Origin of the sequence: Streptomyces sp. LUP47B, assembly GCF_001746295.1 — a bacterium.
Taxonomy (GTDB): Bacteria; Actinomycetota; Actinomycetes; order Streptomycetales; family Streptomycetaceae; genus Streptomyces.
Map to the genome: position 1 here is coordinate 628,795 of NZ_MJAH01000003.1, position 14,045 is coordinate 642,839.

At 70.3% G+C, this 14,045-nt stretch carries 14 protein-coding genes; 10 read left to right on the forward strand and 4 right to left on the reverse strand.

Annotated features, from left to right (window positions below; genetic code table 11):
* Window positions 1-44 precede the first annotated feature (44 nt).
* The 9 genes from BFN33_RS13365 (at window position 45) to BFN33_RS53145 (ending at window position 8,490) form a co-directional block, all read left to right on the forward strand.
* Entirely contained in the window at window positions 45-983 is a 939-nt protein-coding gene (locus tag BFN33_RS13365) for a VOC family protein (RefSeq protein WP_069760163.1), read from the forward strand.
* Between the two features lie 110 nt (window positions 984-1,093).
* Window positions 1,094-2,053, forward strand: coding sequence for a fumarylacetoacetate hydrolase family protein (locus BFN33_RS13370; RefSeq protein WP_069760164.1), 960 nt, complete (start codon window positions 1,094-1,096; stop codon window positions 2,051-2,053).
* Window positions 2,050-2,802, forward strand: a complete 753-nt coding sequence (locus BFN33_RS13375; RefSeq protein WP_069760165.1) for an SDR family NAD(P)-dependent oxidoreductase — start codon at window positions 2,050-2,052, stop codon at window positions 2,800-2,802. Before BFN33_RS13370 ends, BFN33_RS13375 begins: the two co-directional genes overlap by 4 nt.
* A 43-nt stretch (window positions 2,803-2,845) precedes the next feature.
* A complete protein-coding gene (locus BFN33_RS13380) occupies window positions 2,846-3,628 on the forward strand; it encodes a CoA transferase subunit A (protein ID WP_069760166.1) in 783 nt (260 codons plus the stop codon).
* Window positions 3,628-4,278, forward strand: a complete 651-nt coding sequence (locus BFN33_RS13385) for a CoA transferase subunit B (RefSeq protein WP_069760167.1) — start codon at window positions 3,628-3,630, stop codon at window positions 4,276-4,278. Before BFN33_RS13380 ends, BFN33_RS13385 begins: the two co-directional genes overlap by 1 nt.
* Before the next feature lie 36 nt (window positions 4,279-4,314).
* Window positions 4,315-5,295, forward strand: a complete 981-nt coding sequence (locus BFN33_RS13390) for an ornithine cyclodeaminase family protein (protein ID WP_069760168.1) — start codon at window positions 4,315-4,317, stop codon at window positions 5,293-5,295.
* Window positions 5,296-5,303: 8 nt separating this feature from the next.
* The gene (locus tag BFN33_RS13395; protein WP_079140802.1) at window positions 5,304-6,797 is read left to right on the forward strand and encodes an NAD-dependent succinate-semialdehyde dehydrogenase; all 1,494 of its coding nucleotides are present in this window, start codon (window positions 5,304-5,306) and stop codon (window positions 6,795-6,797) included.
* 21 nt (window positions 6,798-6,818) lie between these two features.
* Window positions 6,819-7,838, forward strand: a complete 1,020-nt coding sequence (locus BFN33_RS13400) for a dihydrodipicolinate synthase family protein (protein ID WP_069760169.1) — start codon at window positions 6,819-6,821, stop codon at window positions 7,836-7,838.
* Window positions 7,839-8,343: 505 nt separating this feature from the next.
* A complete protein-coding gene (locus tag BFN33_RS53145) occupies window positions 8,344-8,490 on the forward strand; it encodes a hypothetical protein (RefSeq protein ID WP_176742375.1) in 147 nt (48 codons plus the stop codon).
* Window positions 8,491-8,571: 81 nt separating this feature from the next.
* On the opposite strand, the gene BFN33_RS13405 is transcribed toward BFN33_RS53145, so the two are convergent.
* From BFN33_RS13405 to BFN33_RS13415, 3 genes are read right to left on the reverse strand one after another with little or no spacing between them, the layout of a single operon-like run.
* Window positions 8,572-9,726 (reverse strand): NAD(P)/FAD-dependent oxidoreductase, encoded by a 1,155-nt coding sequence (locus tag BFN33_RS13405; RefSeq protein WP_069760170.1) that lies wholly within the window; start codon window positions 9,724-9,726, stop codon window positions 8,572-8,574.
* Window positions 9,723-9,917 (reverse strand): ferredoxin, encoded by a 195-nt coding sequence (locus tag BFN33_RS13410; protein WP_069760171.1) that lies wholly within the window; start codon window positions 9,915-9,917, stop codon window positions 9,723-9,725. The genes BFN33_RS13405 and BFN33_RS13410 overlap by 4 nt, the downstream gene beginning before the upstream one ends.
* 1 nt (window position 9,918) lies before the next feature.
* A complete protein-coding gene (locus tag BFN33_RS13415) occupies window positions 9,919-11,115 on the reverse strand; it encodes a cytochrome P450 (protein ID WP_069760172.1) in 1,197 nt (398 codons plus the stop codon).
* 166 nt (window positions 11,116-11,281) lie between these two features.
* Here BFN33_RS13415 and BFN33_RS13420 point away from each other — a divergent pair, with 166 nt between their 5' ends.
* Window positions 11,282-11,932, forward strand: coding sequence for a TetR/AcrR family transcriptional regulator (locus BFN33_RS13420; RefSeq protein ID WP_256122742.1), 651 nt, complete (start codon window positions 11,282-11,284; stop codon window positions 11,930-11,932).
* 307 nt (window positions 11,933-12,239) lie between these two features.
* Here BFN33_RS13420 and BFN33_RS13425 read toward each other — a convergent pair whose 3' ends face one another.
* Window positions 12,240-13,952 (reverse strand): SulP family inorganic anion transporter, encoded by a 1,713-nt coding sequence (locus tag BFN33_RS13425; RefSeq protein WP_069760174.1) that lies wholly within the window; start codon window positions 13,950-13,952, stop codon window positions 12,240-12,242.
* Between the last annotated feature and the right edge of the window lie 93 nt (window positions 13,953-14,045).

A 14,045-nucleotide genomic window follows, 5' to 3' on the forward strand; every position in this document is an offset into this window, starting at 1 on the left:
CGCTCGCCTGACCCCACGCCTGCCCCCACAGGAGGAAACCCATCATGAGTGCACGTCTGCTGACCCACCTCCGCCACGTCGACCTCGCCGTACCCGACTACGACAAACAGCTCGACTTCTATGCCGGCGTCTGGGGCCTGACCAAGGTCGCCGAGGATTCCGGGATCTCCTTCCTGGCCGCCGAGGGCAGCCCTGAGCAGTACGTCGTCCGGCTGCGCAAGGCCGAGGAGAAGCGCCTCGACCTCGTCTCCTACGGCGCCGCGAACCCGGCCGACGTGGACACTCTCGCCGAGCAACTCCTCGCAGGTGGTGTGCAGTTGATCTCGCAGCCGGGCAAGGTCGACACCCCCGGAGGCGGCTACGGCTTCCGCTTCTTCGATGTCGACGGCCGTACGGTCGAGGTCTCCGCGGACGTCGAGGCCCGCCGGCACCGCAGGATCGAGGAGAAGGAGTCGATCCCGGTCAGGCTGAGCCACGTCGTCCTCAACTCCCCTGATCTGAACAGGACTCGGGAGTGGTACGAGCGCCACCTCGGCTTCCGCCTGACCGACACGCTCAGCTCGCCGCACATGGGCGAGGTCATGCACTTCATGCGGATCTCCAACCAGCACCACTCGATGGCCGTCGCGCAGGGCCCGCACACCTCCGTGCACCACGTCTCCTTCGAGATGCGCGGCGTCGACGAGTACCTGCGTGGCACCGGACGCCTGCTGCGGGCCGGAGTCCACAAGGTCTGGGGCCCCGGCCGGCACACGGCGGGCGACAACACGTTCACCTATTTCCTCGACCCGCACGGCAACACCGTCGAGTACACGACCGAGCTGGAGCTCGTCGACGAGGACACCTGGCACCCGCATGTCTACGACTTCTCCCAGCCCGAGGTCGCCGACCAGTGGGGCACGGCCAACCCGATGAACGAACTCGTCGCCAAGGAGTCGTTCAACGACGTCGACCCCGGCGTGTTCGTCGCCCCGCCGGTCTGACCCCTTCAGATCCGGGGGCGCGGCACCTCCTGTCCTGCCCTGACTGCGCGCCGCGCCCCCGGTTCCTCCCGCCCCCGAGAACCTCGTATCCCAGAGCCTGGAGCACGCACATGCGTTTCGCCGCGTACGAGCACCGACACCAGCGCCAGGTGGCCGTCGTCGGCGAGGACGGCCACCTCCACCCGGTCCCCGGCCGGCGCACACTCACCGAACTGATCACAGGCGGCGCCCTCTTGGAGGCGGGAGCCACGGCCCTGGATGTCCCGGCCGGACCCCACGTCTCCGAGGTGCGACTGCTTTCGCCGCTGTTGCCGGCCTCCGTACGTGACTTCGTCACCTTCGAGGAGCATGTCGAGGGCGTACGGCGCTCGGTGGACGGGGCGAGTGGCGTGCCGGACGCCTGGTACGCGGCGCCGACGTTCTACTTCACCAACCCCCACGCCGTGTACGGGCCGTACGACGACATCCCCATGCCGCCGGGGTCCCAGGTGTTGGACTTCGAACTCGAAGTCGCCGCCGTCATCGGCCGCGAGGGCCGCGACCTCACCCCCGAGCAGGCGCGTGAGCACATCGTCGGCTACACGGTCTTCAACGACTGGTCCGCGCGCGACCTCCAGTCCGCCGAGATGAAGGTCGGCCTCGGCCCCTGCAAGGGCAAGGACACGGCCACCACCCTCGGCCCGTACCTGGTCACCGCCGACGAACTGGAGCCGTACCGGGACGCGGAGGGCTTTCTTCGGCTGGCCCTGACCGCCGAGGTCAACGGGCAGGTGGTCGGCAAGGACCTGCTGTCCAACATGAGCTGGACGTTCGAGGAGATGGTCGCCTACGCCTCCCGTGGCACCCGGGTCGTGCCGGGTGACGTCCTGGGCTCCGGCACGTGCGGGAACGGCGGCTGCCTCGCCGAGCTGTGGGGGCTGCGGGGCGAGCGGACCCCGCCGCCGCTGGGGCCCGGCGACACCGTCTCGCTCACCGTCGAGGGCATCGGCACGCTCACCAACACAGTCATTCCCGGGGTCGATCCCGTGCCCCTGCCGGCCGGCCGGCGCCGCAGCCGGGAGCGGCCATGACGGACCTGTGCTCCAAGAGGCTGCTGGGCAGGGTGGTCGTGGTCACCGGCGCGGCTCGCGGCCAGGGTGCCGCCGAGGCCGAGGCACTGACCCGCGAGGGCGCTCGGGTGATCGCCACCGATGTGACCGAGGCGCCTGGCTGCCGCCGTCTCGACGTCACCAGCGAGCAGGACTGGGCCGATCTCGCTGCCGAGTTGAAGGAGGCGTACGGGCAGGTCCACGGCCTGGTCAACAACGCGGGCATCACCTGGCGGGCCCGGCTCGGCGACGTACGCCCCGAGGACTTCGACCGCGTCCACGCCGTCAACGTCACCGGCCCGCTGCTCGGCATCCAGCACCTCGCCCCGCTCATGCCGCCCGGCGCCTCGGTCGTCAACGTCGGCTCCTCCGCCGCGCTCACCGCCCACTACCCGGTGGCGTACACCGCCAGCAAGTGGGGCCTGCGCGGGCTGTCCAAGGCGGCCGCGCTGGAACTCGGACCGCGCGGAATCCGCGTCAACACGATCCACCCCGGCTACATCGAGACCGAGATGACCGCCTCCGCCGCCCCCGCCTTCCGCGAGGCCAACATCCGCGAGACCCCGCTCGGCCGCACCGGCACCGTCGACGAGGTCGCCCCACTGATCGTCTTCCTGCTGTCGGACGAGTCGTCGTTCATCACCGGCGCGGAGATCCCCGTCGACGGCGGCCTCACCGCGCACGGCGGAGTCAAGTCCGTCTCGGACGCCCTGCGACCGGAGACGCCATGACCGACACCCTGTGCCGTGCCGTCACCAGAAAGGACCATCGCAAGTGAACAAGGTCAGCGCCGGCGCCGCGGAGGCGGTCGCCGACATCACGGACGGCGCCTCGCTGGCCGTCGGGGGCTTCGGCCTCAGCGGTGTACCCGAAGTCCTCGTCCGTGCCCTGTACGCACAGGGTGCGGACGGTCTGAAGGTCGTCTCCAACAACTGCGGGGTCGACGGCCGTGGCCTCGGCGTTCTGCTTGCCGCGGGCCGTATCGCCCGGGTGACCGGCTCCTACGTCGGCGAGAACAAGGAGTTCGCCCGCCAGTACCTGTCGGGCGAGCTGGAGGTGGAGCTGGTGCCGCAGGGCACGCTGGCCGAACGCCTGCGCGCGGGCGGCGCGGGCATCCCCGCCTTCTACACCCCGGCCGGCGTCGGCACCCAGGTGGAGCGGGGCGGACTGCCCTGGCGGTACGCGGCCGACGGCACGGTCGTCGTGGCCTCGCCGTCAAAGGAGACCCGGGACTTCGACGGCCGTACCCACGTCCTGGAGCACGGCATCAACACCGACTTCGCCCTCGTACGGGCCTGGCGCGGCGACCGGCACGGCAACCTCGTCTTCCGTAGGTCCGCCGCCAACTTCAACCCGCTCGCCGCGATGGCCGGCCGCATCACCGTCGCCGAGGTGGAGGAGCTCGTGGAGCCGGGCGAGCTGCGTCCCGACGAGGTGCACCTGCCCGGCATCTTCGTCCAGCGGGTCGTGGCCCTCACCGCTGAAGAGGCAGCCGACAAGCCGGTCGAGCGGCTTTCGATCTCCGCGTCTCCGACACGAGGAACGGTAGGTACCTGATGGCCTGGACCCGCGACCAGATGGCCGCCCGCGCCGCCGCCGAACTCACCGACGGCTCCTACGTGAACCTGGGCATCGGCCTGCCGACGCTGATCCCCGGCCATCTGCCGGCCGGCGTGCATGTCGTGCTGCACTCCGAGAACGGCATCCTCGGCACCGGGCCGTACCCCACCGAGGACGAGGTCGACCCCGACCTGATCAACGCCGGCAAGGAGACCGTCACGGTGCTGCCCGGCGCCTCCTTCTTCGACTCCGCGCTGTCCTTCGGGATGATCCGCGGCGGGCACATCGACACCGCCGTCCTGGGCGCCATGCAAGTGTCGGCCACGGGCGACCTGGCCAACTGGATGATTCCCGGAAAGATGGTCAAGGGCATGGGCGGCGCCATGGACCTCGTTCACGGCGCCCGGCGTGTCATCGTCCTGATGGACCACACCGCCAAGGACGGCACCCCCAAGATCGTCGGGGAATGCTCTCTGCCGCTGACCGGCGAGCGCTGCGTCCATCGCGTCATCACCGACCTCGGCGTCCTGGACGTCACGCCGACCGGCCTCGCGCTCGTCGAGACGGCACCCGGGGTCGCCGTCGAGGACATTCGCGCCCGCACCGGCGCGCCGCTGCACACCGACGCCGTCACGGCCACCTGCTGATTCCCCTCGTCCTTTCATCCCGCACGGAGCCCCGAGATGACCGTCTTTCTCACCGACGCCGACGTCAGAGCCGCCTTCGACTGGGCCGACGCCATCACGGCCCTGCACAGCGCCTACGCCGCACCGCCTGACGAGTCCCGCTTCCCTGCCCGCACGATGGCTCGCGGAGACGGCCTGTGGCTGCGCACGCTCAGCGGTGTGCCCGGTGACGGCGGCCCCATGGGGGCGAAGTTGATCGCCGCTTCACCCCGGCACCGGCGCGCCTCGTATCTGATCCCGTTGTTCGACCAGGACAGCATGGAGCTGACGGCGCTCCTGGACGGCCACTCCATCACGGGTTTCCGTACCGCGGCCACCTCGGCACTCGCCGCCGACCTGCTCGCCCCTGCCGGCCCCCTGCGGGTAGCCGTGATCGGGTCCGGCTTCGAGGCGCAGAACCATGTCCGTGCCCTGGCGGCGACGCGCACGCTGTCGTCCGTAACGGTGTTCAGCCCCAACCCGGCCAGCCGCACCCGCTTCACCGGGGAACTCGCCGACCTCGGGCTGCCGCTCGTCGGCGCGGAGAGCGCCGAGGCGGCCGTCGCCGATAGCGACCTGGTGATCTGCGCGGCCCGCTCCCGCGACGAGCAGCCGACCCTGCGGGAGGTTCCGGCCGGCGTGACCGTCGTGTCGATCGGTTCCACCCTTCCCGAGCAGCGCGAACTGGCGACCGAGGTGATCGCTCGCGCCGAGGTGATCGTCGCCGACATGGCCGACGAGGTCACCGAGGACACGGGAGACCTGATCGCGGCGAGGAAGGCGGGCGTCGACCTCGCCGGAAAGGTGGTCCCGCTCGCCGACGTCGTCTCCGGCCGCGCGCCCGGCCGACCGGCCGAGGACCCGGACGCGGTCGTGATCTACAAGTCCGTCGGCTCGGCGGCGCAGGACCTCGCCGTCGCCGCGATGTGCGTGCGGCGGGCCGCCGAACTGTCCCTGGGCACCGAACTGCCCGTCACCATCTCCCCCGTCTCGAAGTGAGCGACCCCGTGAGCAACGCCGTGCGCAGAGAACTCGACGACCCGTCGCTGCTGAAGAGCGCCGCGTACGTCGACGGCACCTGGATCACCACCGACGTCACCCTCGCCGTACACAACCCGTCCACCGGAGACCTGCTGGCCGAAGTGCCGCTCCTCGACCGGGAGCGGACCACCGCGGCGATCGAGGCGGCGCACCGCGCCCTTCCGGCCTGGCGAGCACGCCCGGCCAAGGAGCGGTCCCGGCTCCTGCGGCGCTGGTTCGACCTGGTCACCGAGCATGCGCAGGACCTCGCCCGGCTGATCGTGCTCGAGGAGGGCAAGCCGTATGCGGAGGCCGTCGGCGAGGTCGCGTACGCGGCGTCGTTCCTGGAGTGGTTCGCCGAGGAGGCCAAGCGTATCCGGGGTGACGTCATGGAGGCGCCGGAGGCCTCGCGCAGGATCGTCGTCCTGAAGGAGCCCGTCGGTGTGTGCGCGGCGATCACCCCGTGGAACTTCCCCGCGGCGATGATCACCCGCAAGGCGGGGCCCGCGCTCGCCGCGGGCTGCACGATGGTCCTCAAGCCCGCCGAGCAGACCCCGTTGACCGCCCTGGCGCTCGCCGAACTCGCCGACCGGGCGGGCATCCCGGCGGGCGTGTTCAACGTGGTCACCGGCGATCCGCGCGAGATCGGCCCCGAGCTGACGGGCAACCCACTGGTACGCAAGATCACCTTCACGGGTTCCACCGAGGTCGGCCGGCTGCTGCTGGCCCAGGCGGCGCAGACCGTGAAGAAGACATCGATGGAACTCGGCGGCAACGCCCCCGTCCTCGTCTTCGACGACGCCGACCTCGACGAGGCGGTCGAGGGCCTGATCGCCACCAAGTACCGCAACACCGGCCAGGCGTGCATCAGCGCCAACCGCGTCTACGTACAGGACGGAATCCACGACGCGTTCGCGAAGAGACTCGCCGAACGGGTCGGCGCTCTTGCCGTCGGTGACGGCTTCGACGAGGGCGTCCAACAGGGCCCGCTCATCGACGAGGACGCGGTGGCCAAGGTGGAATCCCACGTCGCCGACGCCGTCGCCCACGGGGCCGTGATCCTGCACGGCGGCAGGCGCCACGCGCGTGGCGGCCTCTTCTACGAGCCGACCGTGCTGACCGGCGTCACCGCCGAGATGGCCGTCACCCGCGAGGAGACCTTCGGACCGGTGACGCCGTTGGTGCGGTTCACCCACGAGAGCGACGCGGTGCGCATGGCCAACGACACCGAATTCGGCCTGGCCGCCTACCTGTTCGCCAAGGACGCCGAGCGCATCTGGCGCGTCGCCGCCGCCCTGGAGGCGGGCATGGTCGGCATCAACACCGGCCTGATCTCCAACGAGACAGCCCCGTTCGGCGGGGTCAAGCAGTCCGGCGTCGGCCGCGAGGGCTCGGTCTACGGCCTCGACGAGTTCCTGGAGCTCAAGTACCTCGCCTGGGAAGGCGCGAAGACCCCCACCTCCGCCCCCGAACCCAGCTGATCACCCCACAAGGAGCACACCATGGCCCGCTACACCCGCGCCGAAGCCCGCGACTGGGCGCGCGAGAATCTCGTCGGCGTCGTCAACTGCACGATCCCGTCCTTCACGGCCGACCTGACGGCGATCAACGAGAAGGCGATCCGCCACGACACCCGCCTCGCCATCGAGCACGGCTTCATGGGCACCCTCGGTGTCTCGGAGGTCTCCATCCAGCTCCCCGAGTACCTGGACTTCCTGCGCATCATCAAGGACGAGGCGGGCGAGAGGCTGCTGCTCACCCACCACGCCAGCTGGAACAACCTGGAGCAGAACATCGAGGCCGTGAAGGGCGCGGAGGAGGCTGGCGCCGAACTGGTGCTGCTGTCGTACCCGCCGAACTTCTACCCCGAGTCCGAGCAGGAGATCTACGACTACACCAAGGCCGTCTGCGACGCGACGAACCTCGGCGTCATGCTCTTCCCGATGTACCTGTGGGGCTTCAGTCCGCGCATCCACCCCTCCGACATCCCCGTGCGCCTGATCCGGCGCCTGCTCGACGACTGCCCCAACATCGTCGCCATCAAGGCCGAGGGCGGCTTCCCCAGCATCCAGAGCGTCATCGAGTGCCACCGTCACTTCGGTGACGAGGTCGTCATCTCGATGCCCATCGAGGGGGAGTTGATCCCGCTGTCGCAGATCATGCCGCTCCAGTTCTCCGCCACCAGTGACCACGAGTACTACGGCCCGATGATCCCGCGCGTCTTCCAGCTCCTGCGGGAGGGCAAGTACGACGACGCCGCCGACATCTACTGGCAGCTCCACCCGGCCCGCAAGATCAAGGGGGGCCTCGCTCCGGCCCTGCACGGCGGCGCATTCATCAACCGCCAGGCGTGGAAGTTCCAGGGCTGGCTCCAGGGTTACAACGGCGGCCCGCTGCGCATGCCGACCCAGCGCATCCACGACGCCCAGATGAACGCCCTGCGCAAGGGCCTCGTCGACGCCGGCCTCGAACCGAGCATGGACCCGTTCCGCGAGTTCTTCATCGGCCGCAACCCGGCCTGAGCCGCCCGAGGTTGCCGTGCGCCCGCCGCGAGGTGATTGACCTGAGGTCTGCGGCGGACGTCCCCTCCGGTGTCCGGAGGGAGCGAGGCGCACCTGCGTGAACGTGAGCTTTACCTGACGGTCGCCCTGTTGACCGTTTCCGTCGACGGGCGGCTGTCTCCCGGAGGGCAGAGTCCGGGCTCCTCGTGGTCGCACGGGGACTGGGCCGCGGTGACAAAGAAGACCGCCGGCACTATCACGCCGCCGGGCTTGAGCCGTTGGACAGAACAGCTCGCCGTTCATGCGCCGACCGCGGCTGTCAGCCGTCGACCTCGAGCACGTGACCATCGGCTACGTCCGCTTCGGTCGTCTGGAGCAGGGCCCAACTGGACCGCGGGGGCGGCCATGGACCAGCAGCTGCTTCAGCGCAGCCTGATCTCCGGCCTGCTGCCGGCCCACGCCCATTTCTACAGCTACACACTGACGCAGGCCGCGCCAGGCCGCTCTGCCGCGCTCGTTCCGCAGGGTGGCGGAGGCGATCCAGGCCGCCCCCGAGCGTCCCCACACCCTGCCGGAACTGGCCGACCTGTCCGACCTGTCCGACCTGACCGGTCAGGTCGGCCTCGGCGCGCGCGGACTGCAGTACGAGTTCCTTGCAGCAGGCGCGGCTTGACCGGATTCACCAGGAGGGAGCCGTGGTCAGCTTCCTTCACGTATCAGGGACACGTCGGTGGTGATCCGCCAGGCAGGCGTATCAGGAGGAGTGGCCGAGGACGGGACGATGCCGGGGCGTGCGAGCGTCGGGTACTCCGGCTCCGAGCCGCTTGAGTTTGATGACGGGGAGGCGGTGATTGACCGCGACGGCTGTGGCCGTGCCTCCGTCATTCCGCCACCTCAGCAGCGCACTGCGGTCGTTCACCGAGCCCGCGAGGACTTCGGGGGTCCCGGTCAGGGGCAGTTCGCCGCTGATCTTGATGTCGAGTCCGGACTGCTCGGTCCAGAAGTACGGGTCCGGTCGGTAGGACCGGGCCGACGCGCCGTGCAGCAGGCCGGCCGCGGCCACCCGGCCCTGCTCGACCGCGTTGGTCCAGTGCGGAGTCCGGCGTCCCTGCCGGGACACGACGTCCCCGGCGGCCACCACGCCCGGCGCGACACGGCAGCACGCGTCGGCGACGAGGCCGCCGCCGGCGTCCAGGGGCAGGCCGGAGTCCTTCAGCCACTCGGTGTTCGGTACGTCTCCGACCGCGCACACGATCACGTCGGCCTCCAGGACCGACTCGCCACAGCGCACGCGGTGTTCACCCAGGACGTCGACGCCGTCCGGCGCGACCCGGACACGTATGCCGTGATCCCGCGCGGCCGTGACGGCGAGATCGGCCAGCCAGGGTCCGAGGAGCCTGAGCAACGGCGGGACGAGGTCGACCACCGTGACGTCCAGGCCCAGGGCGCGGCAGGTCGTGGCGATCTCCATGCCGAGGAATCCGCCGCCCAGCACGATCGCACTTCGGGCGACGGCAAGCCGGGAAGCGAGGGCCGAAGCGTCGTCCAGGGTGCGCAGCGCCAGATCGTCGCGGCCGGTCAGGCGACGGGCCCGGGCGCCGGTGGCGACGACCAGCCCGTCGTACGGCACCCGGGTGCCGTCGGTCAGTGTCACCGCACGACCGTGAACGTCCAGTCGTACGGCCCGTGCCTTGGGGCGGAAGTCGATGCCCTCGGCCGGAGGGGGAAGCAGGGCCGATTCCACGGGTTCCCGGCCGGCGAGGACGCCCTTGGACAGCGGGACCCGCGAGTAGGGCGGGTGAGGTTCGTCGGACAGGACGGTCACCTGTCCGTCGAACCCCTCTGCCAGCAGGCTCTCCGCTGCCGTCAGCGCGGCAATGGACCCGCCGACCACGACGATCCGCTTCACGACTGGACCTTCAGGGCCGCGACTGGGCAGACCCGTACGGCGGCGGCGACGGTGCTCTCGTGCTCAGGGGCCACCTCCTCGTGGGTCAGGTGCAGTTCGCCCTCGTCGTCGAGCCGGAACACGTCGGGCGCGGTCTGCTCACACAGCCCGTGGCCCTCGCAACGGTCGAAGTCCACCACGATCCTCGACATCTCACTTCCCTTCCGCGCGTACCGTGACGGGGAGCGAGGCCAGGCCCCTGATCACGTTGTTGAGCTTGCGGACCGGCTCGCCCGCGAGCTCGATCGACGACGTGTGCCGCACCAGCGCGCCGAGCACCGCCTGCGCCTCCACACGGGCCAGCCCCTGGCCGGCGCAGCCGTGGACGCCGTAGCCGAAACCGACGTGGTCGACCGGGTTGCGGCGGACGAGAAACTCCTCGGGGCGCTCCCACTTGCGTTCGTCCCGGTTGGCCGAGGCCCAGGACAGCAGGACTTTGGTGTCGGCGGGGATGGTGATGCCCTCGATGTCCACCGGCTGGGTGGTGCGCCGGAAGAAGCCCTGTGCGGGCGACTCCAGCCGCAGCGACTCCTCGAACGCCGGTCCGAGGAGCGCCGGGTCCGCGCGTACCTCCTGGTATGCCTCGGGATGGCGGGCGAAGAGGAGGATCGTGTTGCCGATGCCGTTGATGGTGGTGTCCATGCTCGCGACCACGTAGGCGGACAGTAGGGGCACCACGGAGGTCGGCTCGATTTCTCCCCGGTCCGCGGCCTGGTAGACCGCGGCGGCCCAGCCGTCCGGGCGGAGGTTCTCCGGCACCATCACCGTGTTCAGATACTCGAACATCTGGCCGATGAAGGGGAGGGACGCCTGGGCGCGGGCGTTGAACGGGCCGAAGGTGTTGAACGCCGCGTCCGCGAACGACAGCAGCGGACCCCTTGCTTCCTCGGCGAGCCCGATCAGGTCGGCGACCACGGTCACGGGGAACACCGCGGCAAGATCCGCCACGGCATCGAAATCACCCTTGGCCACGGCGCCGGCGACGAGGTCGTCCGCGAGCTCGGCGATCCGCGTCCGGAGCTTGGCAAGGGCTTTGGGGGCGAGCCTGTCGGACAGCACCGCCCGAAGCCGGGTGTGGTCCGGCGGGTTGCTGGCCAGCACGCTTCCCCTCATCGGGGCGTTGAACTGGTCCTCGTAGCCCACACCCTGCGCGGACGAGAACCGTTCGTGGTCGGCCAGGGCCGCGCGGACGTGGTCGTAGCGGGGGAGGACCCATGCGTCGTACGTGGTCAGCCGTACCGCCGGGCCGGCTTCCCGAAGTCGGCGGAGAGCCGGGTACGGGTCGTGCAACGTCTCGTCGGCGAACAGGTCGACGTCGGAGGTGGGTACGGGCAAGGTCGCCTGCGTCACAGCGGACTCTCCTTTGAGTGGTGATGAGGCTGCGGAAAAACCGTAGTACGCGCTACGATTAGCGGGAAGCATCCGACTCACGATGGGGCGCTGTCAATGGGCGCGGAGGGGTTTCCGCGGCCTATCGGCAAGCCGGATGCCGGCGATTCACGGGGAGAATGGCGTGGTGACATCCACGGACAGGAACAACGAGCTCGCGATACGTCCGCCGCGCCAGGAACGGACCCGGCAGGCATGGACCCGCATCCTCGAGGCGGGCGCCGCGATCATCGAGGAGGGCGGGTACGAGGCTTTCACCATCGCGGCCGTCTGTGAGCGCGCCAAGGTCGCCCCACGGGCCATCTACGACCGTACGACCAGCAAGGAGGCGCTCTTCCTCGCCGTCTACGAGCACGGTCTCAGCCGCATCCGCGTCGACGAACAGGTCTTCGATCGCGAGGAGCGCTGGGCCGGCCTCGACGCGCACACGCTGGTGGGCGAGGCCGTCGCCGAGTTCGCCGGGATCTTCGAGCGTCACGCGGCGTTCCTCAAGCCGATGGTGCTGCTCAGCGGAGCGCACGCGGAGGTCTACCGCCGGGCCCGTTCCTACACCGCGCAGATGGCGGACCGGTTCACCGCCGTGGTCCTCGGCGCCGCGCACGAGATCACACATCCCGACCCCGAAACGGCGGTACGCCTCTGCTTCAGCACGGTCTTCGCCTCTCTCATGATGAGGGTCGGCTACGGCCCCGACTTCGCAGCTCCCGCCGCCGACACCGACGTGTTCGTCCGACACCTCACCCAGACAGCGGTGCGGTACCTGTTCGGCGGTGAGTGAGCCGCGCGGCGACGGCATGGTTGCGACCTGCCGAGTCCGGCGGGGCCGGCAGGCGGGCACGGTGTCCGCCCCGGTGGCGACACCGGCGAACGCCTGCCTCGCGTACCCGGGCGAGCGCGGGTTTTCCGGTCCGATAGGTATGTGATGACTGGTCGGCGCCGACACAGCGCTCCGGACCGTGGGCGGGTCCCCGGCGAGCGGTCGACTTGCCGCTGCTTTGGCAGGGGGTCCGCTGGTCGTCACCTGTCGTTGTCGTGCTGGACCAGGGCTCGCCCCTGGCCGTGAAGCGCGTGGCGCTACCACCGAACTACTGCTCGCGGCTCCACGTCCGGTAAGCAGTCACGGCCGTCGGGAGGGTCGGGAAGATCCGCTCGCTGCCGACGGTGCCCGCCAAACCGTACGCCGTCAGGTCGTCCAGCAGCTCCTGCTTGACGCGGGCGAGGGCGAAGACGATGCCGCGGTGCGTGAGCTCGCGGCGGAGTTCGTCGACCGCGTCCAGAGCGGTGATGTCGACCTCCACATTGGCCTCGGTATTGAGGACGAACCAGCGGACCGGTTCCCTCTGTTCGTCGACGGCGGCCAGGGCCCGGCGACGGAAGTTCTCGGCGTTGGCGAAGAAGAGAGGGGAGTCGTAGCGGTAGACGAGCAGGCCGGGGATGGTGCGGGCCTGCGGGTAGTCGTCGATGTCGTGCATGCCGGCCACGCCGGGTACCAGGCCCTCGACGGCGTCGTGCGGGCGGGCCACCCGGGTGAGCAGTTCGGCCACGGACAGACCGACGGCGACCAGCACGCCGTACAGGATGTCGAGCGCGAGAACCCCTGCCAGGCAGCCGAGCGCCAGGAGGAGTTCCCGGCGGCGGAAGGACGCCAGCCGTCGGAAGCCCGCCAGGTCGATCATGCGAACCGCCGCATAGACGACGAGCGCGCCGAGGACTGCCGTTGGCGTGCGGGACAGCAGGGGGCTCAGGAAGAGCAGGACCGACAGGACGGCCGCGCCGGCCACCAGCGAGTACCCCTGGCTGCGACCGCCGGCCGAGGAGGCCAGCGCGGTACGGCTGGCACTGCTGCTGACCGGGAAGCCGTGCAGCGTGCCCGCGCCGAGGTTGGCGGCGCCCATTGCGAGGAACTCCTGGTTGGGGTCGAGCCCGGATTCCCCTTCCTCGTGCTTGGTGAAGGCCCGCGCGGTGAGGATGAAATCCGTGTAGCCGACCAGGAGCACGCCCAAGGCGGGGAGCACCAGGTGCGGCAACTCGGTCATGTCCGGCACGGCCACGGTGGGCAGGCCCGAGGGGACGTCACCGATCACCTTGATGCCGTAGCGGCCGTCGAGGTCGAAGACGGACACGGCGGCCGTGCCGAACACCACGGCGAGCAGGGGTCCGGGGACGGTGCGGAAGAAGTGGGCCACCGTGAAGAGGACCGCGAGCGCTGCGACGGCGAACAACAGCGTGGCCAGGTGAAGCCGCGACAAGTGCCCTGCAAACGACCAGAGTTGGGGGAAGAAGGCTGAGCCCGTCGTCCGGACACCGGTGAGTTTGGGGAGCTGGTCCACGATCATGATCAGTGCGACGCCCGCCAGATACCCGATCAGCACCGGCCGGGACAACAGGTCCGCGACGAAGCCGAGGCGCGCCGCCCAGGCCACCACACACAACAGGCCGACCGCGATCGCGAGCGTGGCCGCCAGCGTCGCGTAGTGCGCCGGATCTCCGGCGGCCAACGGACCGACCACTGTCGCCGTCATCAGCGCGGTCGTCGACTCGGGGCCGACCGACAGAAGGCGGGAGGAGCCCAGCAGGGCGTACAGGGCGAAGGCGGGCAGGATGGCCCACAGTCCTGCGACCGGCGGCAGGCCGGCCACGCCCGCGTACGCCATCACCTGGGGCACGGCATAAGCGGCCACCGTCACCCCGGCCAGGACGTCGCCCTTCAGCCACGAGCGCCGATAGCCGAGCAGCGCGGCGAGCCCGGGGACGAGCCGGCGCCACATCGGAGCACTGCCGACCGAACTCTGGGACATGATCCTCCTCGGGCCGAAGGGTCTCATGATTCTCCGGGCCGCTGGATGGCCGGGAGATGCCGAACGGCCATGGGGCCGGTCGGCCCCCGACCG

Bases quoted from the DNA above. Each gene is read 5' to 3' on its own strand.
- BFN33_RS13385 (WP_069760167.1), top strand. From the start codon at position 3,628: ATGGCCTGGACCCGCGACCAGATGGCCGCCCGCGCCGCCGCCGAACTC.
- BFN33_RS13410 (WP_069760171.1), bottom strand. From the start codon at position 9,917: ATGTCGAGGATCGTGGTGGACTTCGACCGTTGCGAGGGCCACGGGCTG.
- BFN33_RS13425 (WP_069760174.1), bottom strand. From the start codon at position 13,952: ATGTCCCAGAGTTCGGTCGGCAGTGCTCCGATGTGGCGCCGGCTCGTC.
- BFN33_RS13370 (WP_069760164.1), top strand. From the start codon at position 1,094: ATGCGTTTCGCCGCGTACGAGCACCGACACCAGCGCCAGGTGGCCGTC.
- BFN33_RS13365 (WP_069760163.1), top strand. From the start codon at position 45: ATGAGTGCACGTCTGCTGACCCACCTCCGCCACGTCGACCTCGCCGTA.
- BFN33_RS13390 (WP_069760168.1), top strand. From the start codon at position 4,315: ATGACCGTCTTTCTCACCGACGCCGACGTCAGAGCCGCCTTCGACTGG.
- BFN33_RS13375 (WP_069760165.1), top strand. From the start codon at position 2,050: ATGACGGACCTGTGCTCCAAGAGGCTGCTGGGCAGGGTGGTCGTGGTC.
- BFN33_RS13400 (WP_069760169.1), top strand. From the start codon at position 6,819: ATGGCCCGCTACACCCGCGCCGAAGCCCGCGACTGGGCGCGCGAGAAT.